This is a genomic window from Rummeliibacillus pycnus (assembly GCF_002884495.1).
GTDB lineage: Bacteria > Bacillota > Bacilli > Bacillales_A > Planococcaceae > Rummeliibacillus > Rummeliibacillus pycnus.
The window spans coordinates 2,937,558-2,961,733 of sequence record NZ_KZ614145.1; the positions used below are offsets into that span (position 1 = coordinate 2,937,558).

The window sequence follows — 24,176 nt, forward strand, 5'->3', positions numbered from 1 at the left end:
ACAAAACTAATGAAATAGTGAAAGATGCGAATAATAAGAAAGCATGGTAGAGTTAGTATATAGAAATGTAATCTAACAGTAATGAACAACCTAAACTGATTGTAAGAAAGGGGAAAAAACTGTGGATAAAACAATTTTAGTTGTAGATGACGAAAAACCGATTGCAGATATATTACAATTCAATTTAATTAAAGAAGGATATAAAGTTGTCTGTGCTTATGATGGAGACGAAGCATTAGAAAAAGTTGAGGAAATTAAGCCCGACTTGATTCTTTTAGATATTATGTTGCCAAAACGTGATGGCATGGAGGTTTGCCGTGAAGTACGTAAGAAATATGACTTACCAATCATTATGTTGACAGCAAAGGATTCAGAAATTGATAAAGTACTTGGTCTTGAGCTTGGCGCTGATGATTATGTAACAAAACCATTTAGTACACGTGAACTAATTGCACGTGTTAAAGCAAATATGCGTAGACACCAAACAGTTACTACTACTGAAGAAGTAGTTGAAGAAAATAATGATATCGTTATTGGTTCTCTCGTGATTCAACCTGATGCATATCTAGTACTGAAACGAGATGAAGCAATAGAATTAACGCACCGTGAATTTGAATTACTGCATTATTTAGCAAAACATATTGGCCAGGTAATGACACGTGAACATTTACTTCAAACTGTTTGGGGATACGATTATTTTGGAGATGTACGAACAGTAGATGTGACGATTCGTCGTTTACGTGAAAAAATTGAAGATAACCCAAGTCATCCAACATGGATTGTAACTCGTCGTGGTGTTGGATATTATTTAAGAAACCCTGAACAGGAGTAAAGAATAATGCAAAAGGTTCGTTTTTTAAAATCAGTACAGGTCAAACTTGTACTGATTTATGTGTTGCTCATATTAATTGCGATGCAAATTATTGGCCTATATTTTGCAAGGGGAATAGAACAAACATTAAAAAGGAATTTTGAGACGTCTATTACAGAGCGTCTAAAGCTAGTAAACTTTAGCGTGAAAGAGGAAATATTAAAAGAACGTACAGATAAAGACCCAACACTTGAACAGAGCTTGAAGAGCGTATTAACTGGATTATCATCAGAGGATATTAAAGAGATAAGGGTAATAGACCCAAGTAATCGTATTTTAGCATCATCTGATATGAGTAATCAGTCAATTATAGGACAACGTTCAATGAATACACTTGTAAGTCAATCATTAAGTACACAAACACGGTACGAAAAAATTGCCCTCGACGATAAGACAAGAAAAAGAATTTGGGTAGTAGCCACTCCTATTATGTCATCTAATGGTAAAGTAATAGGAACTGTTTATGTTAAATCTAATATTGAACGCATATTTGAACAGATGAACGAGATTAATCAAATATTAGCAGGTGGTACGGCATTAGCATTAGCGATTACGATTATTTTGGGCATCTTCATCGCAAGAACAATTACAAAACCTATTTCAGATATGCGTAGACAAGCACAGGCTATGGCCAAAGGGAATTTCTCTCGCAAAGTTAAAGTTTACGGTAATGATGAAATCGGACAATTAGCCATTGCATTTAATCATTTAACCAATAGGTTGCAGGAAGCCCAGTCAATTACTGAAGGTGAACGAAGAAAATTAGCTTCTGTTTTAACAAATATGACAGATGGTGTTATAGCAACAGACCGAAAAGGAAAGATTATTTTGATTAACGCGCCAGCTCAAAAACTATTAAATGGTGAGCAAAATGAACTAATGGGGCGACCTCTAATCTCAGTATTAGGCTTAGAAAATGAGCATACTTTTGAGGATTTAATTCATATGAAAGATTCCATTAATCTAGATTTCAGTTCACCTGAACGACCTTATATTTGGCGTGCTAACTTTTCAGTTATTCAAAAGGAAACCGGTTTTGTTAATGGATTAATTACAGTATTACATGATATTACGGAACAAGAAAAAATTGAAATGGAACGTCGCGAATTTGTATCCAATGTTTCTCATGAATTGCGCACCCCTCTTACAACAATGCGTAGTTATTTGGAGGCATTGGCTGATGGCGCATGGCAAAACAAAGATCTGGCTCCACAATTTTTGAATGTAACACAGACTGAAACTGAACGTATGATTCGTCTTGTAAATGACTTATTACAACTTTCTCGCATGGACAGTAGAGAATATGAAATTAATGCTGATATAGTTGATTTCAACAAATTCTTCAATCGCATTATTGACCGCTTTGAAATGTCGAAGTCAAAAAATGTTGAATTCAAGCGATTACTTCCATCAGCGCCATGCTATGTTGAAATTGATACAGATAAGATTACTCAAGTAATTGATAACATTATATCTAACGCTTTAAAATATTCACCGGATGGCGGTAATATTCGTTTTGGTATGACCACAAATGATGGCATTTTAACAGTAATGATTTCTGATGATGGTATGGGTATACCGAAGGAAAATGTGGAACGTATTTTTGATCGTTTCTATCGTGTAGATAGAGCAAGAGCACGCTCAATGGGTGGCACAGGATTAGGGTTAGCCATTTCTCGGGAAATGATTTTAGCACATAACGGTAAGATTTGGGCAGAAAGTGAAGAAGGAGTAGGCACAACAATTTTCTTTACATTACCTTATGAAGAAGAAGAGGCAGGTGAGTGGGATTGAAATATATCGAGCAGATAAAATCAGTCATACTCTTTGTCTTAGTGTTATCAAGTATTACATTGACATTTTCCATTTGGACATATAAACCGCATTATGCCACGATAGAGAAAACAAAGTCGGTTCCTATTTCGGTAGAAAAGAAAAAACAACTAATAGAGGTTATAAAGCCCTATCGAATGGTATTCCATGAGGCCGGTATATGGCGCGGAACAGATCAATCTGAAGAAATGGACAGCATTCTACAACAGATGCAAAATTGGCAAGTAACCAATCTTCAACTCATTAGAACAAATGCTAATAGCGCAACTGTGGATGGACTAATAGAGGGTGACAATCGCTTTACACTACTTTTCCCAGACGTCATACCTTATCGGATTTTCCAAGGATTATTGTCATCAACTGAGGATAAAATAGTAAACATGTCATTTAATCAAATGATTGTTAGTTGGAATCAACTGTCAAATACAGAAGAGTTAACCGTATTTTTTGTGAATACCAAGAAAAATCAATTATTTAAAGCAAAAATACATGTTAATAGTGCTGTGATATTTAAAAAGCAAATTATTGAGTACTCCCATAGTTTAGAAAAATATGCTGCATTTAAGCGTGATAACAATAGTGCACTTTATTTGCCGGCAAGGGAAACGAAAATGATGCAGTATACGTATTTGATTTCTACTTCATCTATTGATCGATTTAAGAACGCGTTATTTTTAAAACCGAAAATTGTAAAAAATAGTGTAGATGATTCAAATTCAGAGGAAAACTATACTGATGGTGTATCTATGCTAACAGTTAACAGCAATGAGAGAGTATTGAATTTTGTTAATACGACAGAATCAGATAACCCTGTTACATTGGAAGACACAAAGCTGATTTTAAATACATTTGATTTTATCAATGAACACGGTGGATGGACCGGTGATTTTCGATATGATTCATTAGATAACCAGAATAATCATAATAAGGTTGTGTATCAATTATATACACAAGATTACCCTGTATATACAGATTCTCTTGTGACTTCTACGCAAATTGAAACTGTATGGGGAGACAATCAAATTGCTCGATATATAAGACCCTATTATAAGCTAGTATCTGTTCCAGAAAATCATAGTTTAACGATTATGGGTGGACAAGATGTAGTAAATCATTTGGAAGAGTCTAATAAAGTAGATTTCAATAATATTAAAGAAATCCGACCAGGGTATTATTTAACGAAAAATGATCGACCAAATGTATTCGTACTTAAACCATCATGGTTCTATTTAATAAATGGCCAATGGATGCCCTTATCACCTACCACAGTAGGAGGTGGTCAAGTTGGATTGGAATAAAACAAAAACAATTTTCATCATTGTCTTCTCTATATTAAATGTTTTCCTTTATTCAATGTATGTAAACAAATACAACGAGGATAAAAAAGTAGAACTTATTGGTGAAGCTGATATTTCAACGCGTCTTAAGGATGAACATATTACAGTGAAAGATCAAGTTGAAGAGAGTCAAAATGTGTCCTATATCTCAGGAAAGATTAAGCAATTTACGCAGGATGAATTATCCCATTTACCAAATCAACATATCCAAATTCATAATAACGGTACAGAGTTATTTGCGAAAATTATTAGCCCAACTCCGTTGACGAAAATTACAGATGAGAGTTTAACAGACTTTGTAGAGCACAATGTATATAAGGGTGATTCCTATAAGCTATGGAAAATCAATGAAGAAGAAAAAGAAGCTGTTTTCTTTCAAAGTTCTGACAACCGTATGATTTACTATAATCAAAATGCAGAAATTAAAATTCATTGGAATAATGACTTAGAAATTACTCGTTATGAACAAAAAATGTTTGATTCATTAAAAAGTTTTGGAGAAAAATATACACTTAATTCAACACAGAAAGCAGTTAGAGTAATTTTTGATAAAGGCTATTTAATGGCTAATTCAACAGTTACCAAAACACAGCTTGGTTATTCTACACTTGTACCACTAACAGAGACACAAGTATTATCACCTACATGGTATATCCACGTAGTATTTCCAAAAGACAAAAATGGAGATGAGAAGCAAGCAGATTACTTTGTGAATGCTGTAGATGGTACAATTGTTGATATCGAACAAAATGCAAAAGAATCAGAATTACAAAAGCAGTAAGGAGTCTTTATCATGCAGTTCAGTGTTTTAGCCAGTGGTAGTACGGGCAACTCTATATATGTAGAGAGTGGAGAACATTCTTTTATCGTTGATGCAGGATTGACAGGTAAAAAAATGGAGCAGCTATTTGAAAAAGTGAACCGTGATATTAAGAAATTAAGCGGTATTTTAGTAACTCATGAGCATTCTGACCATATTAAAGGTGTAGGAGTACTTGCTCGAAAATATAATATCCCCGTTTTTGCAAATGAAAAAACATGGCAAGCAATGGATGGATTAGTTGGTAATATTCCGATCGAACAAAGATTTCAATTTGATATGGAAACCATTCAAACATTCGGTTCTTTAGATATCGAATCATTTGCTGTTTCTCATGATGCCGTAGATCCAATGTTCTATTGTTTCCATGAGAACGGTCAAAAGCTTGTTGTCATTACTGATACAGGCTATGTAAGTGATCGTATGAAAGGTATTATTAAAGGTGCGGATTCATTTGTTTTCGAAAGTAATCATGATGTAGGGATGCTACAAATGGGACATTATCCTTGGTCTATTAAAAGACGAATTTTAAGTGATCTCGGACATGTTAGCAATGAAGATGCAGCAGTTGCAATGAGTGAGGTTGTTGAACAAAAACCAACTCGTATCTATCTTTCCCATTTGAGTAAGGATAATAATATGAAAGATTTAGCAAGAATGAGTGTTTCACAAACTTTACAGTCATGTGGTATTATGCCTGGTGAATTTGTAAACTTATACGATACAGATGCAAATGAGCCAACAGAATTAGTTACAGTATAAAAGTATTTGACCCCCATTTTCGGGGGTTTTTTTTATGCATAAATGGGGAAATTAAGATATGTACACAAAAGTTCTTTGCAATTTTGAACTGATTTTAAATTTATTTTCATCTGATTTTAATCTTTGCAGGTTAAAGTATAGGTAACAAAACAGAAGAGCGCAGGAAGGAAGGGTATAATGGGATATTACGATAATAATGATGAAACAAAAAGTCGTAGAAAAGGTGGTAGCAAGTCGGGCTATTTCTTTAGTGGAGTTGTTGGAGTCATTGTCGGTGCATTACTTGTTTGGCTTTTATTACCTTCGATGGTAGGTTATTTGCCAAGTAGTTCAAATGTATCCAATACTGCAGCTACCGCAAACAAAACTGCAACACCACAACTTTCGACATCTATTTCGACCGATATAACGGATGCAGTGGAGAAAACAAAGGATGCAGTTGTAGGAATTACAAACATACAAGAAAGTCCAAATGATTTATGGGGTACATTTCCATTCCAAGATGGTGGCAGTAGTAATTCTTCGAACGAAAAAAATGGTAAACAAGAAGTTGGCAGTGGCTCAGGTGTTATCTATAAAAAAGTGGGAGACAAAGCATACATTGTGACAAACAATCACGTTGTAGAAGGCGCTAAACAACTTGAAGTAACGTTCTCAGATGGCTCCAAAGAACAAGCAAAACTTGTGGGTACAGATATTTGGACTGATTTAGCTGTTATTTCAATTTCAAGCAAAAAAGTAAAAACCGTTGCAACATTTGGCGATTCAGATAAACTAAAACAAGGCGAGTCAGTTATTGCAATTGGTAACCCATTAGGAATGGATTTCTATGGATCCGTAACAACTGGGGTTATCTCAGGAACTGACCGTACAGTACCAGTTGATTTAAATGGAGACGGTACTGAAGATTGGCAAGCTGAAGTTTTACAAACAGATGCGGCCATCAACCCAGGTAATAGTGGTGGTGCTCTGATTAACTTAGCAGGACAAGTAATTGGCATTAACTCCATGAAAATTTCCGAATCAACAGTAGAAGGATTAGGTTTTGCTATTCCAATCGATACTGCGATTCCAGTTATTGATGAATTACAACGAACGGGTAAAGTAGAAAGACCTTCAATGGGAGTTGCACTAATTGACTTAACGGATGTTCCAGTTTATCACCAAAGAAATACACTTAAATTACCGGGCGAAGTAACATCTGGCGTTGTCATTAGCGAAGTTCTAAAAAATTCATCTGCTGCAAAAGCTGGTTTAGAAAAATACGATGTCATTGTCGAAATGGATGGCGAAAAAATTGATAATTCTATAGACCTACGTAAAATCCTTTATAACCAAAAGCATGTAGGCGATCAAGTAAAAATCAAAGCTTATCGTGGCGGGGAAATAATTCAAAAAACCATTACCTTAGGCGATAGTACAAAAAATCAATAGTGTGGATAAATAGTACAAAAAGATAAATTATACACAAAGCGAGTAAGGAAAAAAAGCCTATCTTTCCTACTCGCTTTTCATTTGTTACAATAGGTTGTGGATAACAATAGAGAAAATGTGCATAAGTCTGTGGAAATCAAAGAGATCGAAAGGATGAAATATTTTGAAAATATATAGCTGTGAAACCCATATAGGACACGCTTTAGATATGTTTGTTGCAACGGAAAAAGAAGTTCCAATTATGGAAAAAGTAGAGGAGGAAGAAAAGTTATCCACAAAATGTAGTTATTGCGACGAGCAAGCGACATATATTGTGGCGAACAAATGAGCGTACACAATATCTTGAAACGCCTGTGGATATGTGCATAACTTCTGTGGATAAAATGTTTGTAAATTAAATGTAAAGGTGGATAACCTGTGAGTATTACAATAATAAGCGTTGGGAAATTAAAAGAAAAGTATCTAAAAATGGGAATCGAAGAATATGCTAAACGTCTCAGTGGTTATACAAAAATTGACCTCATTGAAGTTCCTGATGAAAAAGCTCCCGAACAACTCAGTGAAGCAGAGATGGAAATTGTCAAAAAGAAAGAGGGTGAACGTATCCTTGCTAAAATCACACCAGACCATTATGTGATCGCACTAGCCATCAATGGAAAAATGAGAAGTTCCGAGGATTTATCAAAAGACATTGAAAATCTTATGACATACGGTCACAGTAAAATAGCCTTCGTTATTGGTGGTTCACTAGGATTGCATGATGATGTACTAAATCGTGCAGATGATAAATTGTCATTTGGGAAGATGACTTTGCCTCACCAATTGATGAAGCTTGTTTTAGTGGAGCAGATTTATCGTAGCTTTCGAATTATGAAGGGTGAACCGTATCATAAGTAAGTGATGTTTTTAAAACCATGTTTCCTAAATTTGAAGAGCAAGGTTTTGTTTAAATAGTATTGTAATAATTGTTGGTAGTCTGATTTGTGGAACCCCAATAGATTTATTACGAAACTGGTCAAAGTGCTATAGTAGTTATTAGAATAAACATAAAAGCTACGACTTATGGAGTATTCTACAAGTCGTAGCTTATTATTAATTTTCAGTGCTTAAAACTGAAATCGCTTTCTTTTCATGAGGTTTAATAACCCCAAATGGTTTACCGATTGGCAGAAAGTCAAATCCAAAGTGTTTGTTTAACACGTTAGCACCTGCTCCATATAAAGATAAAAGACCAATTGCTAGCTCTGAATAGGCTGCAAGTAAGTGCATGTTATATTCCATAATCCCAAGAGTACTGAATCCTAAACCAATAAATAGTAAGTCTATTAAGAAGAAAATTGCAAATAATACTTTGTTAGTTTCTAATGCACCAATTGTCATAAAAATTGAAAAGCCTAGATAACCTATATAAACAATCCCTAGCTGATGAGTATCCGCACTGTTCTGAAGTACTTTACCAAAGACACCCGCTTGAACAAACCAACTTGTAGCTACTCCCATCCAAAAGAGACCATATGCGCCAAATGCAGTTGTGCCAAAAACATTGTTATGTTTTGAATCTAAAATTGATGCATAAAATTGTGCAATTCCCCCTAGAAAGATTGCCCAAGGAATGACTAGACCTAATCCTTCTGTCCAACCTAGCTTTACGGATGAAGCAACTAGTGTAACGATGGCTAAACCGAATAGACCGATAGCAGATGGATCTGCAGTTACAATTTTAATGTTATTTGATTGTGTCATTCAAATTCTCCTAACTCTTGATGTAAATTTTCTCGAACACGTTGAGTTTAAACTATGTTACGTATGATAACCATAGATAAGGCTGATTCAAAGGGAACTAGGTTATTAATGAATGAATATTTGATGTTTTTAACAAGATTTATTAAAAAAGAAAAACTATGAAATGATTAAAATTTATCAAATAAGGGCATATTTATGTACTAATGTAGAAATTTATGATTTTCTGTTCTAGTACAATTAGTTAAAGGTATCTTCCTTTCTATTTCTGAAGTTGTATCAAAAGTTATAGTTATTTTTAATATGACACGTTTACATAGATATTGGCTATTTCACTCATGCATATTTTTCGGATATTTTACAATACTATATCTAGATTATTTATCTAATTGGTAGGAAAGGAAGAGACATAATTGGCTAAGCATTCAGATATGAGTTGGAAACAGGATCATCCGAGTACTTTGTTTGGCAACTCTGTCCAAAAGGCAGAGCGTTTGTTAAAGCAAGCGAAGTCACACCCAGAGGAGATAGCGATTGAGCATGCTTTCAATCAAATAGACCATGCAGAAAATGCACTCTTGAATGCAGTGGAATATGGGGAGCATATGGATACCATTCAGCAAAATAAAGAACACTTAGATCTGATTAAGCGGCAATTACACGAAGTAAAAGAGAAAGTGAAAGAGCAATAAGATAAGACAATGCCTCTCGTTGGTTTCATAAAACACACGGGAGGTATTTTATTTTCTTAATCTACGATTGATATGCTTTTTACAAGCTGTAGTCACAGGTAATACAGCATCTAATATAGTGTCTGTAGAATAGAATAAAAAAACTAACTTTAACACCAAACAATTATTTTATAAGGTGTAGTCTGTGCAGGAATACTTCTTGTAGTAGGGCCATATATCACGATTAGGTTTCGACTTGCAGGACTTTTTGAAAAAGGTTGCCCATTTGTAAGCAAAGTAATGGTATAAGGAGAGATATTTAGTTTTAATTGGCCATCACTACTTACTAATTGGTTATTAAAAAAATCTACCTTTACATTTTGATAGTTATTTTCCTTTACAATAACAAGTGCTCGATATTGTGGTGGGTATATTAAAGGTACAGGTGCATCTCCATCATAGTATCCAGTCATACGATCGCCGAGGTTCACAATTTCCTGATTAACAAAATAAGTAGTAGGTGAGATCACAAAATTAGCGATGCCGCCAACCCCATCTTCCACCGTCATTAATTTATAACAACCTTCTCCTTCCCCATTTTGCCCAATTATAAAATCATTTATCTGGGTAACGATTCCTCGAAAAGATTTAAAATTTACCATAGCCATTCCTTTCTTTATCAAATCTCAATTGATCAATCTTGTTTAGGGTATTGTTTATTTGGAGCGAAAAAAGTAGGTACATTTTGTACGGTTTTAATTAATTTATGTAAAGTTTCCAACAGGGGTGACAAAGAATAAGTTGAATCTACATTAGTAGGAGCTGTCATTTTGTCGATTATGCATCATACTTGAGTGAAAGGTGGCAATCTCCAAATGTATTCGTATCTTTTGGGTGGATATTAATTCAGAGAGAGTTCATTCATCATCCTACTGAAAAGGTTCGCCTGTAGCAAAACGATTGAACTAGCAACACTATTGATAAACGAAACCTTTTAGTAAAAAAATATTTAAATATTCACAGGGGAACCTTATCATTAGTAGGTGATGTTTGCTTTGCAAGAAATCATATAAAGATTACATACAGTAATATATACTTAATTTGCTAACTAAGCTAACTTTCGAAGGAGGGGAATCTAATGAAATGGATTTCTAAAAAGAATAAGAAACCTCTTTTATTATTCATCGTTATTATAATTTTTATAGCAGGTCTACTTGATATCAAATATCAAGGATTATTCTTTCAATCATTACCTAAATCAATACAATCTTACTTAGCTAATATTTTTTAATAAGTTGCTTTTAACAGAAAAGATACCGGATTATGTCATCTGATCATCTGCTCATCCAAGCCTTCTCTCTATTGTTATGATGATATCATGGAGATAGTTACAAACATATAAGATATCTTATTTTGATGAGATAGAAAATGGAAATGTATAAATGTGGGGAAAAGCAAAAATATATGAAATGAGCTTGAAATGTTAAATAGGGAACTATTTAGCGGCTTTTTCATGTTATCCCAGGACTTGTTGAGATATAAAAGTTGAACAATCATAAAAATAACCGTTGAGACATTAGCTTTCTCAACGGCCCAACAAAAAGCTGTCATATAGATGACAGTCTTTTTAATTAGATAGCTAGTTTTTCTAGGATACAATCCATCATTCCATGAATATCTTCATTTATCATATTGTTCAAGTATTGAGGCTTAATGATCTGGGTCTTCTTCGCCATATAATAATCAAATAGAGCCTGTTTCAATGATAAATCTTCATCTATTAAAAAAGAGGTATTAACTAATTTCCCTAAAACAGTTTCATCTTGAATAATCAGGATTGAAGGATTCAATTTATTAAAAACTCCATCTCTCATGCCCTTTTGATAAAAGGTATGAATTGTAGATAATTGTTCTTTTCTTGATTGCATTTTTTTTTCATAAAGATGTGGGCAACTTCTTTTTAATTCAGACAAATAAATATCAGAAGAATACACAGCTGAAAAAACAGCTTGTTCAAATACTTTTTGAAACCGAAGTGGATAGGATAACTCTTCGTTAGAAATAGTGTGACCAGCTTCATTTATATAATCAATACAGATATTAGTCAGCTCCATGATGACATCTTCCTTGGAAGAAAAATAGTTATACAAGGAAGCTCGACTCAAATTCATTGTGTTTGCGATATCTTGAATGGTAAGTGAAAGAAATCCTTGAGTTCGAATGACATGAATTAGTTTTTTTACGTAAGCTTTTCTCATCTTCTGTCTTTCATTTGGTGCAATTTTTCTCAATATACCACTCCCTTATACCAAAATTATATCATAATCCCATGTTGTTAATTCATACTTTAATATTCCAAATCTTTTTAGTTTACAACTGAAAAAAAGTAGAGTAAGGTATACATAGTTTCATTTTAGACACTTTATAACAAAACAGTCTAAAATGAATAAGGTGAATTTATGTAAGAACCTAATATGAAATGAGGATATAACTACCATGAATACAACACAAGTAACGAATGATTTTAATAAAATTGTAACAGGACGCCGCTCCATCAAAAATTATGATAAATCCGTGAAAATTAGCCACGAAGAGATGACTGAGATTTTAACAATGGCAACTCTTGCTCCCTCATCTGTTAACATGCAACCATGGCGTTTTCTTGTCATTGAAAGCCCTGAAGCAAAAGCAACACTAGCACCATTGGCTCGTTTCAACCAAACTCAAGTTGAAACATCATCAGCAGTAATTGCTGTTTTTGGTGATGTAAATAATTATGAGAAATTCGAAGAAATCTATGGTGCTGCTGTAGAGAAAGGATTTATGCCTTTAGAAGTAAAAGAACAAATTCATGCATCTTTTGCTGGCTATTTTGAAACAATTTCACGTGAAGATATGGAAGATGTTGTTTTAGTGGATGGAGGCCTTGTATCTATGCAGTTAATGCTTGCTGCACGTGCGTATGGATATGATACGAATCCAATCGGTGGCTATGAAAAAGATAAAATTGCAGAGGCTTTTGGATTAGATAAAAATCGTTATGTTCCGGTTATGTTAATCTCTATTGGTAAAGCAGCCGACAATGGTCATAAATCTGTACGTCTACCTATTGAACAAGTCGCACAATGGAAATAATAAAAATATAAATAAGAAAGGATTGAAGTAAGATGATTATTATTCATGCTACGTTCCATATTAATCCAGAAAAGAAGGGGATGTTTTTGGAAGAAATTCAACCGCTAATTGCTACTTCAAGGGAAGAGAACGGAAATATTTCATATCGTCTTCAAAAGGATATAGAAAATGAAAATGTATTTACGATGGTGGAAATTTGGGAGGATATGCAAGCTGTTGCTAGCCACAATTCAAGTGAACACTTCACTAGCTTTGTAACAAAAGCAAAAGGCTTTTTGACTGCGCCATTAGATGTTAAAGCATTTGATGGTCAGCCGTTAAAGTCCTAGATTTCATAGCTTAAATATAAAGAAAAAAGAGAGGGTATCCCAAAGTATTGCGTTAGGGATATCCTTTTTTGTGGAAAAATGAATCAATCAAACTCTACATGTTCCTATCATTTGAACAAGTGCAGACATAACCAAAAGACACTGTGACTGATAATTTTAATTAGGAACAAAACAGCTTCATTTTATATTTTTGAATCTTTTTTTGAAATCAGTTCGTAAAGTATATTGCAAAAAGGAAGAGGGGTGAAAATAGTGGGGAAAACTCAAAAAATCATGATAGGCATTACAACGACCGCACTTTCACTTGGTCTTGTTGGATGCGCTTCAAATAGTGCTAATCTCCCTCCTAAACCTACTGATAAAAATTGTGATGATTGGGAATGGGACGATGATAAAGGTGTCTGGGCATGTGAAGACAGCAGTTCAAGTCACAATGGTCATTATTATTATGGCGGTCATTATTACAACAATAAAAATTCACTATTAAAAAGCCATGGCTATAAAAGTTATAAAAAAAGCTCTTCATTTAAAGGTGGAATTAAAGCGAGCTCTGGATTTGGTAGTGGGGTTAAAAGCTTTGGAGGATAAAATGACTTAGTTTAAAGCAAAAAAGGAGGATGAATGTGAATTTATATATCAATTTTCTATCTTATTTAGGAGTTGCGTTGCTTCTTCTTATAGTAGGAGTTGCATTATTTGCAATTAGTACGCCGAAGTTAAAGGAATTCCACTTGATTACTGAGAAAAATGTAACAGCGGCAATGTCACTCGGTGGAAAGGTCATGGGATTAGCAATTGTTTTAGGAGCTGCGGCTGAATATTCAGTATCACTTGTGGATATGGTAATTTGGGGAGCCATCGGGATTGTTTCTCAAATTATTGTGTTCATTCTAGCAGAGATCATAACGATACGTTTTAGTATTCATAAAGCAATTGAAGAGGATAATCGAGCAGTAGGTACTTTGTTAGTATCTCTATCATTGGCAGTTGGTTGGATTTTAGCAAAATGTCTGTCTTACTAATTGGATCGGAGAAATATATGAAACAATTAACTTATTATATTGATAAAGGCAATGATTGCTATGAACCGTTCTTTGAATATACAATTTCGAATGTTGGGGTTGATGAATTTTACGCAAGACAGCTATGTACATATTTTATAATAAGAGGGACACAATACGAACTTGCTTCTAATGAGATGGATGGGGAAGATGACATTTTGGTGATTAAAGAAATAGGGAGAAATTTGCGAGGAGAAGATGAAAAAAGCTTTCGTGGTGAAGGTATTCATATCGAGTTTCGTAGTCCCCATGAACGAGAAAATTTTCGGCTATTATCTCGAATCCCCTGTAGTACTCATTTTGATGCGATTCGCTTTCTTTTAAAGGATGTTGTTGATGTTCCGGAAATTGGTCAACAGCTTGTAACCTCTACGGAAATTGATGAAGATCGAGGTGTATATGTCATCTATGTTAAGGATTTAGAAGAGGATTGAGTGTACAAATGTATCATACAAAACGACTGCAGTTATATGGGAAACTGGAAAGCTTTTGGGCAGATCTTTATGGTGAGGAATATGCTCTTTATGATATGAAGCTTTTAAACCAAAAGGAAGTTGCGAAAATTCGACTTATTAGTGAACGTGTTGGTTCTATATTTTTTAAAATAGGTCCTTTACTCCGACAAGTACCCGATGAAACTCTTCTTGAAATGGGATTTCCAAAGGAGACACTGTCATTTATAAGGCTAAAAATACTCCCGACAGAAAGCGTTATCTCGAGACTTGATCTTATTTCGTATGGAGATAGCTATAAATGTATTGAAATCAATGCCGATACGCCAACATTTATCAAGGAATTATTTAGTATAAATGAATTGGTTTGCCGAGAATTTGGTGTAGGTAATCCAAATGAGGACATGGAGCGCTTTTTGAGACAAGCTATCTCCGACAGCATATGCCAGAGTACCGATAAGGAATCGCCCCATATAGTTTTTACTGCCCATGAGGATAACATTGAGGACCGTGAGACCGTATTATATCTTCAAAATGGTGTGCCCATATCTAAATTTACGCCTCTCCATAAGCTTCAGATTCAAAGAGGTGTGGGGCTTTTTGATGAGGATGGAATCAAAATAGATATTCTTTATAGGCAAACGTTCCCTATAGAAAGTTTGATAACGGATGAAGATGGAGAAGGAAACAAGATTGGTTTATGGTTGTTGGAACTTGTGAAGGAGAAGAAACTCTCGATCATTAATCCCCCTTCTTCTTTTTTACTACAAAATAAAGTAGTTCAGGCTGTCATTTGGGGATTACATGAAGAGAATCATTCTTTCTTTACTGAAGAAGAGCATATGTGGATTGAGGAATATTTTCTTCCGACGTATCTTGAATCAGATTATTTTTTACAAAGAGGTCTTTCTTTTGTGAAAAAGCCTGCATTCGGAAGAGAAGGAGACACGGTTGAAATATATAATGGGTATGGTCGGTTACTCCATTCAGACACTCAAAAGACTTATTCTGAATATATCCCTGTTTATCAGCAATTTATCAAACATCCCACAATAACATTCAATAGTGAAAAAGGGAAACAGGAAGGCCATCTTCTACTTGGAAGCTTTCTTCTTAACGGAAAATCAGCAGCACTAGGTTATAGAGTTGGGGGTATGATCACTAATAATCTTTCTTATTATTTGCCAGTGGGGTTATTAAAAGAAGAGGAATAGTAAAAAGCACATCATGTTAAAGCTGATGTGCTTTTCTTACTGTATTAAAATGATGCGATATCTGCCCATTCATTTTGGAGAAATCATGAATGTTCTTACTTGGTTATTGTAATACGTCCATTATCGGTAGAAAGCCTAATTAAATTTTCCCCTTTACCAATTACTGCAGAGCCACTATATTTATCAAGGATATTCACTCGTCCATTATCTACATGAACGTCAAATGTTGCATTAGTTGGTTCAGTTTCTGTTTGAACCGTGACGGACCCATTATCACATTCTAATTGAATCGGACGATCTAAACTTTTTGTTTTTAAAGTAATTTTCCCATTGTTTGTTTTTCCAGAAAGTTTCCCTTCTACATGATTAAGGACTATTATACCGTTATCTGAGTTCACATTTGCTTCAGTTGATTTTATATTTTCTAAAGTAATCCGACCGTTGTCTGTTTTAGCATATAAAACATTTGCTTGTAAATCCGTTGCTTTTATATATCCGTTATCACATTTTACTTTGATCGATTTGTATAGTTTTTCTGGGACAAATACTTTTAAGGTTAGTTCCGTGGACAGAAAGTTTAGATTGAAAAATTTAAACTGCTGTTCGTTTAATCTAACCGAAAGTGTTTCGCCGTTAACGGTAGCTGATAGCTTTTGTTTAGAGGAGGGTTCTCTCTTGCCAGTCAGTTCTACCTTAGTTATATTATTTTTTGAAGGTATTATTTCTACAATTGCATTCTCAACACTCACATCTATTGATTTAATGCCTGGTTGAGCAATTTTCTTTGTTTCTGCTACTGCAACAACTTCATTGCTGGAGCGGAAAGTTAGAAGGGAACCAATAACACCAATTAAAAGAAGAACAAGTGCAATAATGGAGACTTTTAATAGTTTACTCATGCCTTTAAACCGCCCTTCACAAGAGATATATTAAACTTCAAATATTTTACAAATAAATAAGTAAGCCACTTCGTGATAAAAAACATACCCAGTCCAATCAATAGGCCAAGTCCGCAGAGTCCAATTGATGCAAATAAGTCGAAAAGTTGGAAAGTGCCAACGTTGACGACAGCATTTACTAATACAAGTAATGGTGAGGCAACAAAAGATACTCCTGTAACCCAACCAGCAAAAATTACTCCCAATAATCCAATAAAAGGTCCAAGAACGATCACAATATTAAAAAATCCTAAACCAATAACAGCCCAAACAGCACGAATAACATTCCCTGTAGTAGCGGTTGTTTCAACTTTTTCAAGATGGTGCATGGCCGTTAACTCTCTGGCAATTTGACTAGGTTGGCCAAGTGAATCAGCAATTTGCTGTTCTGTTTTCCCTTCTTCTAATCCAATGGCAAAATGTTCTTCATAATCCTGTAAAATATCTTGTCGTTCATCTGAAGAAATCCCTTTAAGGGATTTCTTCAATTGTGTCAAAAATTGTTCTTTAGTCAATATTCTCACCTTCTTTAATTAATTGATTGACCCCATTCGAAAATTTACCCCAATCATCAATAAGTTCATGGAGATATTCTCTTCCTTTGTCAGTTAATCTGTAATACTTCCTAGATGGGCCCTCTGATGATTCTTGTAAGTAGGTTGTAAAATATTCTTCCTTTGTTAAGCGTCTTAAAAGAGGATAGACAGAACCTTCAGAAATCTCAATTTGGTTAGAAATTTTATGAACCAATTCATATCCATAACGATCCTGTTTATCTAATAACACCAGTACACAAAGCTCTAGGACACCTTTTTTAAATTGCACGTTCACAACTGAATCACCTCTCGTCCTTACAACTACTATATATTGTATAGTACAGTACTTTGAATAATACCTAACGGCTATAATATAACATCCAGTATTTTCTAACACAAGGGTTTAATTCCTAATTTATAAAAAATTAATAAAAATATGCAATCATTAAAATGGTAATTGTTGAAATATGTATTTAGAAAGAATGGGAAAATCAATGTAGTTTATGTATTTAGAGGGAAATTACAAAATAGGGTTTAAAGGAAAAGGACAAAGTGAATGATGAATTCACTCTGTCCTTTTCAAATCTTAGTATATTACTTGCTTCCTCATAATAAAACTCAAATGTCTTCCGGCTTTTTTATCTTGGCGATATGAAAATCCCTCTGGGTTTAAAAACGTACAAGTGGAATCAATTGTGATATGGTCAGATGGAATACCGGCTAGTTCGCATTGCTTTTTGACGGTTTGTTGATTGTCAATATGATACTTATGTGTTTGATCATTGTAATACATAAAGTCATCAGCGTAACCAAGTTTTTTAAACTTTTCGTAGACATCTTCATCAACTTCAAATTTTCCTTGGCTTAGAGCTGTACCAATATGGATATGAAAATCAATCGGATTGCAGTTCTCTACTTGTTTTAGATGTTCAAAGGTTTTCAAAGAAATTTCTTTGACTGTCCCTTGCCATCCAGAATGAATGACACCAATGAGGCCGTTCAATTCATTATAAAAAGTGACGGGTACGCAGTCTGCAGTAAATGAGCATAATAATAAATTAGGCTCATAAGTGTATAAAGCATCAGTATTTGGAATAGCAGTATCCTTACTTTCAGCCCCACTGCCTTTATCAGCAAGCGATACCTTATGAATATTTGCACTATGGGTCTGATTGGCGCATACGAATTGATCAAGCCCACAACCAATTAAAACAGCTAATTTCTTACGGTTTTCTAATACTTCATCAGGATTTATACAAGTATGTAGTGCCATATTTCCTTGTTCAAGTTCATTTTCATCCCTTAGCGTAATCCCAGCAATAAACTTTTCATTATTTAAGTAAATGTTTGTCTTCATATCATCACCTAGTTTTAATATATCTTAATGGAAGAGGGATGTATAGACATTCGCTATTTCGACAAAAAAGCTCATATAGCTGTGCCATATGAGCTTAGGTTTATTTATTTAATAAGCTATGTTTTTTACCATAAATGAAGTAAATAATTAACCCTACAATGATCCAAATACCACAGAAAATAATGGTATGAATGGATAGCTGAGTCATTAAGAAAATGCATAAGGCAAATGAGATAAGCGGAATGACTGGGAAGAATGGAACTTTGAACCCACCAGTTTTAATGTCCTTGTTTTTACGTAAAAGGATTACGCCAATTGATACAACTGTAAAGGCTAATAAAGTCCCCATGTTAACAAGTTCAGTTAACTTATCTAAAGGGACAAATCCGGCACAGAAAGCGATTAAGATTGCTGTAATCCAAGTGTTTTTTACTGGTGTTTGACGCTTCGCATTTACTTCTGACATTACTTTTGGAAGTAAACCATCACGACTAAATGCGAAAATAAGACGAGTACCACCATAGAGCATGACAAGGATTACGGTCATCATACCAATCACTGCACCTAAAGAGATAATGCCAGAAATCCAATCTTGATGTACTAGTTGCATCGCATAGCTTACCGGATCACTTACATTTAACTTTGTATAAGGAACCATTCCTGTTAAAACAAGCGATACAATAACATATAAAACTGTACAGATGAGCAATGAGCCAATAATACCGATTGGCATATTACGTTGTGGATTTTTCACTTCTTCAGCAGCAGATGATACTGCGTCAAAGCCAAGATAAGCAAAGAATACAAGTGCAGCACCCGATAATATACCGCTTGTCCCAAATGGCATGAATGGTTTCCAGTTTGTAGGCTCGACATAGAAAACACCTACAAAGATAAAAAGAAGAATAACCGCCACTTTTAAGCTAACCATGATTGTGTTGAATTTTGTTGATTCTTTTATACCCATAGTAAGTAAGAATGCAATTACTAAAATGATTACAATCGCAGGTAAATTTACATAAGTTCCATTTTCAGGATTAAATGCTCCTGAAACTGCTTGTGGTATATGAATATTAAAACCAGTTAATAGCGAACCAAGATAAGATGACCAACCCGTAGCAACAGCTGCAACAGCTAAGCCATATTCTAATATTAATGACCATCCAACAAGCCAAGCAACAACTTCACCAAAAACAACATAGGTATATGTGTAGGCGCTACCAGTTACTGGGATAGATGATGAAAATTCTGAGTAACACATGGCAGCAAATGCACAAACAATCGCAGCGATGATAAAGGAGAAAATAATTCCTGGACCTGCGTGTTCAGCTGCAACGGTTCCCGGTAGGATGAATATCCCTGTACCAACAATGGCACCTATGCCTAGTAGCATTAAATCAAATGCGCCAAGCGTTTTATTCAGTTGAATTTTCCCTTGTTGATGTAAAAGATCACTTACGGACTTTTTTCGGAAAATAGTATTTTTCATTGGAAACACTCAATTCTATTTTAAATTATATAAATATTCTAAACATTTACATAATCTATGTCAATCAAAATTGTCGAATTAACACGAATTGTGTCGAAATTGAGGAACTATTCACGAAATAAGAGAACTTTTATGCATTGAAGCACTGAAGCGATGAGCTAGAAAAATAATTAATTTATGATCATCCATAAATGGAGAAAATAAAGGTAACCTCACTCAAATATTCATATATTATATATTTTTATTAAATTAGAAATAAAAGGTATAATGTTTTTAAAACAGTAAATCATAAAATATAAGTAAAAAAATGTCGGAAGTTCTTGTTTTATTCTATAAGAAGAAAGGATTTTTTTATGTGGATAGTAGCTGTATTACTTACAATAGGGCTTGTCATAACATGCCTTCAATTAAACTCGATGCGAAAAAAATTACAGCAACAAATTAACCATTTAAGTCCTATGATACAAGTTGTTGAGAATGCAAAAGATATTCTCTATTACTGCGATACAAAGCCAAAATTAAAATATCGTTATCTAAGTCCTGTAATCGATAATATACTTGGGCCAAATTCATTAAAAGAACATTTAAATTATCCAGATAAAGTGTATGAAATTGTTCATCCAGATGATTATGAAACCTTATTAAAGAAAACAACAGGGCAGATAGATTACAGTAAACCAATCATTCTGAGATTGAAAAACACTCAAGGACAATATATATGGTTTGAGGAATATGCAACACCAGTTTATGAAAACGGGGAAGTAGTAGCCGTTCAGGGGATTTATAGAAATATAAATGAAAAAGTGGAATTGCAGAAAAAGTTGGAATATAAAGTTTCGCATGACACTTTAACAAATATTTTTAACCGTGAATATTTTGAATCAAAGTTTGAATATTACGATAAAGAAAGCAATAGTTCAATAGCAATTGTAATTTGTGATTTAGATGAACTTAAATTTATAAATGATCACTTTGGACATAAAATGGGAGATACATTAATAAAAGAAACAGCGAATCTATTATATAGAAGCTCTAGTAAGAACGAAATCGTTGCAAGAATAGGTGGAGATGAGTTTGTAATTATGTTAGTTGATACAGATCTATCTAAGGTTGAAGTTTTTTTAACTAATGTACAATCTGAAATAGATGCATTCAATAACGGTAACCCATCATTTTATATAAAAATGTCGAAGGGGTATGCATATAGCTCATCATCCCTTTCAAAAATGAAGCAGTTATTTATTGAAGCGGACAACCGAATGTATGAAGAAAAGAGAAATAAAAAGAAAGAACGAGTGTTAGTTTGATTAAGCGGGTTTATCTATAGATGAAGGTTTCTACTTAAACTTACCACGCAACTTCGTTTAAGTAGAAAATAAGGATTTGAGAATTATAGTGCATTTTTGAATGCACTATTAGCCTCCAATTATTATATTGAAGAGGAAATGGGTTATTTATGGGGCGTGCTTGAAATAAAATTAAATTCAACGTGATTCTAGTAATTTTGCTATGACTAAAAATACGCTATAAAAATGCGTGGTCTCATAAATTAATACAGTATTAAAAAAGCCAGGTTACCCAATAATATAAAACAACTAATGTAAACAACACTACTGGTGGTATGACAACAGTAGTGATTTTAATATATTTCCACCAAGTAATTTTTACATTTCCACGTCTTACGATATGCATCCACATTAGGGTGGCTAATGTACCCATTGGAAGTAAAAGAGAACCGATGTCACTGCCAATAACATTGGCCAAATAAGCAACTTTTAAGGAAAGTGGATCTAGATTCATGTTGGTTAATGTTAATGTTCCGATCATAAGGGCTGGGTGATTATTAAATATGTTAGAGAGTATAGAAAGTAGCATGCCCATTAACACGCTAGTATGAAGAAGACTTCCAGAAACCATTGGTCTCATAAAACTAATTAACCATTCTGTTAAACCAATATTGTTAAGACCATATATGATAATGTACATACTAAATGCGAAAATAATGATATACCAAGGGGTTTTTTTCAACATGTCACCTGGGGGGATTTTTAAGTAAATCCATCTCCACCCTAAAAGAACAAGTGAACCTAAAACCGCCATAGTGGAAACTGGAATGGAAACAAAGGAAGCAGCAAATAGGCTAAGACGTACAGCTAAGACGAATAGTAGGATGTTCCTCATAAATTTTGTACGATCATTCCCAGAAGCATACAAAGAATTCTGCTTCAGGGGATGGTAATTTGGAAGCGATAATCCGGTAATTTTGGTCGGGACATTTTTAGGTAAATCCTTTTTAAATCTTAAGAAAAGGAGTACAACTAGAAATAGTAAACCTAGGGTTGCAGGCACGAACATCATTGCTGTATGAGAGATTAAACTCATATCGACAATTTTCAGGGCTATTAAATTTACAATGTTACTTACACCAATGGGAGCACTTGATGCAGTGGCAATCAATCCACCAGACAATAAATAGGGGATCTTTTGATGATTCTTCAACCCCATATTGTTTAATAACATAACCAAAATAGGAGTTGTGATTAAAATACTGCCATCATTATTGAAGAATAGTGTCATGAGAAAGCATAAAAGATTCACATACCAGAATAGGCGAATTCCTGAACCTTTTGCCTTTTCAGCTAATTTTTCAGCGACCCAGTTAAAGAACCCAAAGCTTTCTAAAACGATTGTCATAACGATAGTTGCCATAATTGTTATTGCTGCGCCACTTATGGTTTCTGTGATAATGCCAAGTTCAGCAAGAGAGACACTGCCACTTAGTAATACAACAATAGCGCCAATTGTAGCTGGTATAGCTTCATTAATACCTTTAGGTCTCCAAAGAATAAATACAAGTGTAACCACAAAAGTGATAATTGTTATCCAAGCCGTTGGTTGCATACAATATGGACCTCCTTCCTGGCTTGAATATTATTGTTATTAATGGATTTTTACGATTATTTTGTACGTATCACCTCTTCCAAAATGCTCTAATCTTCCTTACGATATGTATATGTAGTAGAATAAGGTCAGTTTTGGCTTAGTACCTATATTCTCAAAAAATTTCCCTTGTTTATATTTGGAATGTAAGAGTTGCATTTGAGCGGATTAATAATGAAAAGGAAAATAAAGCTAAAAAATACGATAAAACAATAAGAGGAGGCTAAAAAGTGCATTGAATCACTTTTTAGCCTCCCTTCTATTATTCGAGATACTAATCATACTTTCACCATATGACAGGAGTCGTCCAAAAATAATTTTTGGAAACTCCTTGTTTTTTATACAATTACAGGTTTTCTAATTCCAATGATGGTGCCGAATTCGGGAATGGCATATTGAAATGATCTGAAATACTGGCTAATTAGTAATAAGGGATTCCTCTTTTGGGATTTTCTTTATGGGCTTTTTTAGCTGGTTCCTTTTTTCTCGAAGCAATTGTTTTTGCCTTTTTCTCAGTATCAATCTTAATGGCTTGTTCCTTGGCAGCATCTTCTGCAATTTTTCGCTCCTGTTCCATTTTATTTACTCTGAAGAGAATAGCTTGAATTCAAAAATTTTTTAACATTAGGGTATTAGTAAATCCACCTTTCGATACCCTGTACCAAATTTTTATGCTAAAGAACGTTAAAATATGAAAGGTTATTATAGAGAGAATTTTGATCCATTGAGATTTTATATTATTTTTACAATAGTAGTTTACATCTTCTAAACAATTTTATATAATACCTATAAGATAACTGGGGAATAAAAAGTAAAGGAGAGATTGAAATGAATACAAATGCTTTTTTTAGATCAACAATGGCTAATAATTTTGCAACAAGAAAGTTTTTTAAACGTGTAGCAATGGATATTAAAAGTCAGTTACAAGAATGGCATGTAGATTATAAAGTTACAGTTGAAACTTGGAGGACATATACATTATGTGTACAAAATGGCGAAAAAACGTATCAAGTTGTTTTATCTAAAAACTTTGTAGACATTCTTCAACATGAAACTCCTTATTCGTTAGATGCAACAATTTGGAAAGGGTTAATTGACCAAGGATTAGAGCTACAAGATGTACAGGGGAATTACTTAGAAATTGCACTAAACTTTAATAATTATCAACAGCAAACAAGGAAATTAAAAAACGTTAAATAAATATAAGTTTTTATATACATCACTCTTAATAACAATATTCAAATAAAAAACCATCTA

General features: G+C 34.0%; 28 protein-coding genes. 18 read left to right on the top strand and 10 right to left on the bottom strand.

What is annotated here, in order from left to right; all coding sequences use genetic code 11:
• Positions 1-121: 121 nt before the first annotated feature.
• The 8 genes from yycF to rlmH all read left to right on the top strand — a co-directional run bounded on the left by yycF (position 122) and on the right by rlmH (position 7,954).
• Entirely contained in the window at positions 122-832 is a 711-nt protein-coding gene (gene yycF, locus CEF14_RS14270) for a response regulator YycF (RefSeq protein WP_102693450.1), read from the top strand.
• A 6-nt stretch (positions 833-838) separates the two neighbouring features.
• A complete protein-coding gene (walK, locus tag CEF14_RS14275) occupies positions 839-2,665 on the top strand; it encodes a cell wall metabolism sensor histidine kinase WalK (protein ID WP_102693451.1) in 1,827 nt (608 codons plus the stop codon).
• Complete coding sequence (locus CEF14_RS14280) at positions 2,656-4,002, top strand: YycH family regulatory protein (protein WP_102693452.1); 1,347 nt, start codon at positions 2,656-2,658, stop codon at positions 4,000-4,002. The genes walK and CEF14_RS14280 overlap by 10 nt, the downstream gene beginning before the upstream one ends.
• Complete coding sequence (locus CEF14_RS14285) at positions 3,989-4,822, top strand: two-component system regulatory protein YycI (protein ID WP_102693453.1); 834 nt, start codon at positions 3,989-3,991, stop codon at positions 4,820-4,822. Before CEF14_RS14280 ends, CEF14_RS14285 begins: the two co-directional genes overlap by 14 nt.
• Positions 4,823-4,834: 12 nt before the next feature.
• Positions 4,835-5,623 carry an MBL fold metallo-hydrolase gene (locus CEF14_RS14290; RefSeq protein ID WP_102693454.1) on the top strand — a complete coding sequence of 263 codons (789 nt, stop codon included), beginning with the start codon at positions 4,835-4,837 and terminating at the stop codon, positions 5,621-5,623.
• 177 nt (positions 5,624-5,800) lie between these two features.
• Entirely contained in the window at positions 5,801-7,057 is a 1,257-nt protein-coding gene (locus CEF14_RS14295) for a S1C family serine protease (protein WP_102693455.1), read from the top strand.
• 163 nt (positions 7,058-7,220) lie between these two features.
• On the top strand, positions 7,221-7,385 hold the full coding sequence (locus tag CEF14_RS14300) for a CxxH/CxxC protein (protein ID WP_102693456.1): 165 nt from the start codon (positions 7,221-7,223) through the stop codon (positions 7,383-7,385).
• A gap of 89 nt (positions 7,386-7,474) precedes the next feature.
• Positions 7,475-7,954 carry a 23S rRNA (pseudouridine(1915)-N(3))-methyltransferase RlmH gene (gene rlmH, locus CEF14_RS14305; protein ID WP_102693457.1) on the top strand — a complete coding sequence of 160 codons (480 nt, stop codon included), beginning with the start codon at positions 7,475-7,477 and terminating at the stop codon, positions 7,952-7,954.
• A gap of 195 nt (positions 7,955-8,149) precedes the next feature.
• Here rlmH and CEF14_RS14310 read toward each other — a convergent pair whose 3' ends face one another.
• Positions 8,150-8,800, bottom strand: coding sequence for an acetate uptake transporter (locus CEF14_RS14310; RefSeq protein WP_102693458.1), 651 nt, complete (start codon positions 8,798-8,800; stop codon positions 8,150-8,152).
• 410 nt (positions 8,801-9,210) lie between these two features.
• Here CEF14_RS14310 and CEF14_RS14315 point away from each other — a divergent pair, with 410 nt between their 5' ends.
• Positions 9,211-9,489 (top strand): hypothetical protein, encoded by a 279-nt coding sequence (locus CEF14_RS14315; protein ID WP_102693459.1) that lies wholly within the window; start codon positions 9,211-9,213, stop codon positions 9,487-9,489.
• 149 nt (positions 9,490-9,638) lie between these two features.
• Here CEF14_RS14315 and CEF14_RS14320 read toward each other — a convergent pair whose 3' ends face one another.
• Positions 9,639-10,130 carry a hypothetical protein gene (locus tag CEF14_RS14320; protein WP_102693460.1) on the bottom strand — a complete coding sequence of 164 codons (492 nt, stop codon included), beginning with the start codon at positions 10,128-10,130 and terminating at the stop codon, positions 9,639-9,641.
• A 476-nt stretch (positions 10,131-10,606) separates the two neighbouring features.
• On the opposite strand from CEF14_RS14320, the gene CEF14_RS19075 reads away from it, so the two are divergent.
• Complete coding sequence (locus CEF14_RS19075; RefSeq protein ID WP_170061519.1) at positions 10,607-10,759, top strand: hypothetical protein; 153 nt, start codon at positions 10,607-10,609, stop codon at positions 10,757-10,759.
• A 340-nt stretch (positions 10,760-11,099) separates the two neighbouring features.
• Here CEF14_RS19075 and CEF14_RS14325 read toward each other — a convergent pair whose 3' ends face one another.
• Entirely contained in the window at positions 11,100-11,759 is a 660-nt protein-coding gene (locus CEF14_RS14325) for a TetR/AcrR family transcriptional regulator (RefSeq protein WP_102693461.1), read from the bottom strand.
• A 205-nt stretch (positions 11,760-11,964) separates the two neighbouring features.
• On the opposite strand from CEF14_RS14325, the gene CEF14_RS14330 reads away from it, so the two are divergent.
• The 6 genes from CEF14_RS14330 to CEF14_RS14355 all read left to right on the top strand — a co-directional run bounded on the left by CEF14_RS14330 (position 11,965) and on the right by CEF14_RS14355 (position 15,659).
• Positions 11,965-12,603, top strand: coding sequence for a nitroreductase family protein (locus tag CEF14_RS14330; RefSeq protein WP_102693462.1), 639 nt, complete (start codon positions 11,965-11,967; stop codon positions 12,601-12,603).
• A 32-nt stretch (positions 12,604-12,635) separates the two neighbouring features.
• Positions 12,636-12,932 (top strand): putative quinol monooxygenase, encoded by a 297-nt coding sequence (locus tag CEF14_RS14335; RefSeq protein WP_102693463.1) that lies wholly within the window; start codon positions 12,636-12,638, stop codon positions 12,930-12,932.
• Between the two features lie 225 nt (positions 12,933-13,157).
• A complete protein-coding gene (locus tag CEF14_RS14340) occupies positions 13,158-13,520 on the top strand; it encodes an aminotransferase yhxA (protein ID WP_407690456.1) in 363 nt (120 codons plus the stop codon).
• A gap of 29 nt (positions 13,521-13,549) precedes the next feature.
• Positions 13,550-13,954, top strand: a complete 405-nt coding sequence (locus tag CEF14_RS14345) for a DUF350 domain-containing protein (RefSeq protein ID WP_211284623.1) — start codon at positions 13,550-13,552, stop codon at positions 13,952-13,954.
• A gap of 17 nt (positions 13,955-13,971) precedes the next feature.
• Positions 13,972-14,427, top strand: coding sequence for an RNA helicase (locus CEF14_RS14350; RefSeq protein WP_102693465.1), 456 nt, complete (start codon positions 13,972-13,974; stop codon positions 14,425-14,427).
• A gap of 8 nt (positions 14,428-14,435) precedes the next feature.
• Positions 14,436-15,659, top strand: a complete 1,224-nt coding sequence (locus CEF14_RS14355; RefSeq protein WP_170061520.1) for a glutathionylspermidine synthase family protein — start codon at positions 14,436-14,438, stop codon at positions 15,657-15,659.
• A 95-nt stretch (positions 15,660-15,754) separates the two neighbouring features.
• On the opposite strand, the gene CEF14_RS14360 is transcribed toward CEF14_RS14355, so the two are convergent.
• From CEF14_RS14360 to CEF14_RS14380, 5 genes are all read right to left on the bottom strand, one after another.
• On the bottom strand, positions 15,755-16,558 hold the full coding sequence (locus CEF14_RS14360; RefSeq protein ID WP_102693467.1) for a DUF4097 family beta strand repeat-containing protein: 804 nt from the start codon (positions 16,556-16,558) through the stop codon (positions 15,755-15,757).
• Positions 16,555-17,112 (bottom strand): DUF1700 domain-containing protein, encoded by a 558-nt coding sequence (locus CEF14_RS14365; RefSeq protein ID WP_102693468.1) that lies wholly within the window; start codon positions 17,110-17,112, stop codon positions 16,555-16,557. The genes CEF14_RS14360 and CEF14_RS14365 overlap by 4 nt, the downstream gene beginning before the upstream one ends.
• Positions 17,105-17,428, bottom strand: coding sequence for a PadR family transcriptional regulator (locus CEF14_RS14370; RefSeq protein ID WP_102693469.1), 324 nt, complete (start codon positions 17,426-17,428; stop codon positions 17,105-17,107). The genes CEF14_RS14365 and CEF14_RS14370 overlap by 8 nt, the downstream gene beginning before the upstream one ends.
• 291 nt (positions 17,429-17,719) lie before the next feature.
• Positions 17,720-18,490 (bottom strand): peptidoglycan editing factor PgeF, encoded by a 771-nt coding sequence (gene pgeF / locus CEF14_RS14375; protein WP_102693470.1) that lies wholly within the window; start codon positions 18,488-18,490, stop codon positions 17,720-17,722.
• A gap of 100 nt (positions 18,491-18,590) precedes the next feature.
• A complete protein-coding gene (locus tag CEF14_RS14380; protein ID WP_102693471.1) occupies positions 18,591-19,979 on the bottom strand; it encodes an amino acid permease in 1,389 nt (462 codons plus the stop codon).
• A 416-nt stretch (positions 19,980-20,395) separates the two neighbouring features.
• Between CEF14_RS14380 and CEF14_RS14385 the strand changes: the two genes are divergently transcribed.
• Positions 20,396-21,286, top strand: coding sequence for a sensor domain-containing diguanylate cyclase (locus CEF14_RS14385; protein ID WP_245890174.1), 891 nt, complete (start codon positions 20,396-20,398; stop codon positions 21,284-21,286).
• Positions 21,287-21,539: 253 nt separating this feature from the next.
• Here CEF14_RS14385 and CEF14_RS14390 read toward each other — a convergent pair whose 3' ends face one another.
• Both CEF14_RS14390 and CEF14_RS19080 read right to left on the bottom strand, forming a co-directional pair.
• Positions 21,540-22,880, bottom strand: coding sequence for an arsenic transporter (locus CEF14_RS14390; protein ID WP_102693473.1), 1,341 nt, complete (start codon positions 22,878-22,880; stop codon positions 21,540-21,542).
• Positions 22,881-23,340: 460 nt separating this feature from the next.
• Positions 23,341-23,496, bottom strand: a complete 156-nt coding sequence (locus tag CEF14_RS19080; protein WP_170061521.1) for a hypothetical protein — start codon at positions 23,494-23,496, stop codon at positions 23,341-23,343.
• A 251-nt stretch (positions 23,497-23,747) separates the two neighbouring features.
• Between CEF14_RS19080 and CEF14_RS14395 the strand changes: the two genes are divergently transcribed.
• The gene (locus CEF14_RS14395) at positions 23,748-24,119 is read left to right on the top strand and encodes a hypothetical protein (RefSeq protein WP_102693474.1); all 372 of its coding nucleotides are present in this window, start codon (positions 23,748-23,750) and stop codon (positions 24,117-24,119) included.
• Positions 24,120-24,176 lie beyond the last annotated feature (57 nt).

Excerpts from the sequence above, each read along its gene's own strand:
- walK (WP_102693451.1), top strand. The coding sequence starts at position 839 with ATGCAAAAGGTTCGTTTTTTAAAATCAGTACAGGTCAAACTTGTACTG.
- CEF14_RS14290 (WP_102693454.1), top strand. The coding sequence starts at position 4,835 with ATGCAGTTCAGTGTTTTAGCCAGTGGTAGTACGGGCAACTCTATATAT.
- CEF14_RS14295 (WP_102693455.1), top strand. The coding sequence starts at position 5,801 with ATGGGATATTACGATAATAATGATGAAACAAAAAGTCGTAGAAAAGGT.
- CEF14_RS14310 (WP_102693458.1), bottom strand. The coding sequence starts at position 8,800 with ATGACACAATCAAATAACATTAAAATTGTAACTGCAGATCCATCTGCT.
- CEF14_RS14320 (WP_102693460.1), bottom strand. The coding sequence starts at position 10,130 with ATGGTAAATTTTAAATCTTTTCGAGGAATCGTTACCCAGATAAATGAT.
- CEF14_RS19075 (WP_170061519.1), top strand. The coding sequence starts at position 10,607 with ATGAAATGGATTTCTAAAAAGAATAAGAAACCTCTTTTATTATTCATC.
- CEF14_RS14330 (WP_102693462.1), top strand. The coding sequence starts at position 11,965 with ATGAATACAACACAAGTAACGAATGATTTTAATAAAATTGTAACAGGA.
- CEF14_RS14335 (WP_102693463.1), top strand. The coding sequence starts at position 12,636 with ATGATTATTATTCATGCTACGTTCCATATTAATCCAGAAAAGAAGGGG.
- CEF14_RS14345 (WP_211284623.1), top strand. The coding sequence starts at position 13,550 with ATGAATGTGAATTTATATATCAATTTTCTATCTTATTTAGGAGTTGCG.
- CEF14_RS14350 (WP_102693465.1), top strand. The coding sequence starts at position 13,972 with ATGAAACAATTAACTTATTATATTGATAAAGGCAATGATTGCTATGAA.
- CEF14_RS14355 (WP_170061520.1), top strand. The coding sequence starts at position 14,436 with ATGTATCATACAAAACGACTGCAGTTATATGGGAAACTGGAAAGCTTT.
- CEF14_RS14360 (WP_102693467.1), bottom strand. The coding sequence starts at position 16,558 with ATGAGTAAACTATTAAAAGTCTCCATTATTGCACTTGTTCTTCTTTTA.
- pgeF (WP_102693470.1), bottom strand. The coding sequence starts at position 18,490 with ATGAAGACAAACATTTACTTAAATAATGAAAAGTTTATTGCTGGGATT.
- CEF14_RS14380 (WP_102693471.1), bottom strand. The coding sequence starts at position 19,979 with ATGAAAAATACTATTTTCCGAAAAAAGTCCGTAAGTGATCTTTTACAT.
- CEF14_RS14385 (WP_245890174.1), top strand. The coding sequence starts at position 20,396 with ATGCGAAAAAAATTACAGCAACAAATTAACCATTTAAGTCCTATGATA.
- CEF14_RS14390 (WP_102693473.1), bottom strand. The coding sequence starts at position 22,880 with ATGCAACCAACGGCTTGGATAACAATTATCACTTTTGTGGTTACACTT.
- CEF14_RS19080 (WP_170061521.1), bottom strand. The coding sequence starts at position 23,496 with ATGGAACAGGAGCGAAAAATTGCAGAAGATGCTGCCAAGGAACAAGCC.
- CEF14_RS14395 (WP_102693474.1), top strand. The coding sequence starts at position 23,748 with ATGAATACAAATGCTTTTTTTAGATCAACAATGGCTAATAATTTTGCA.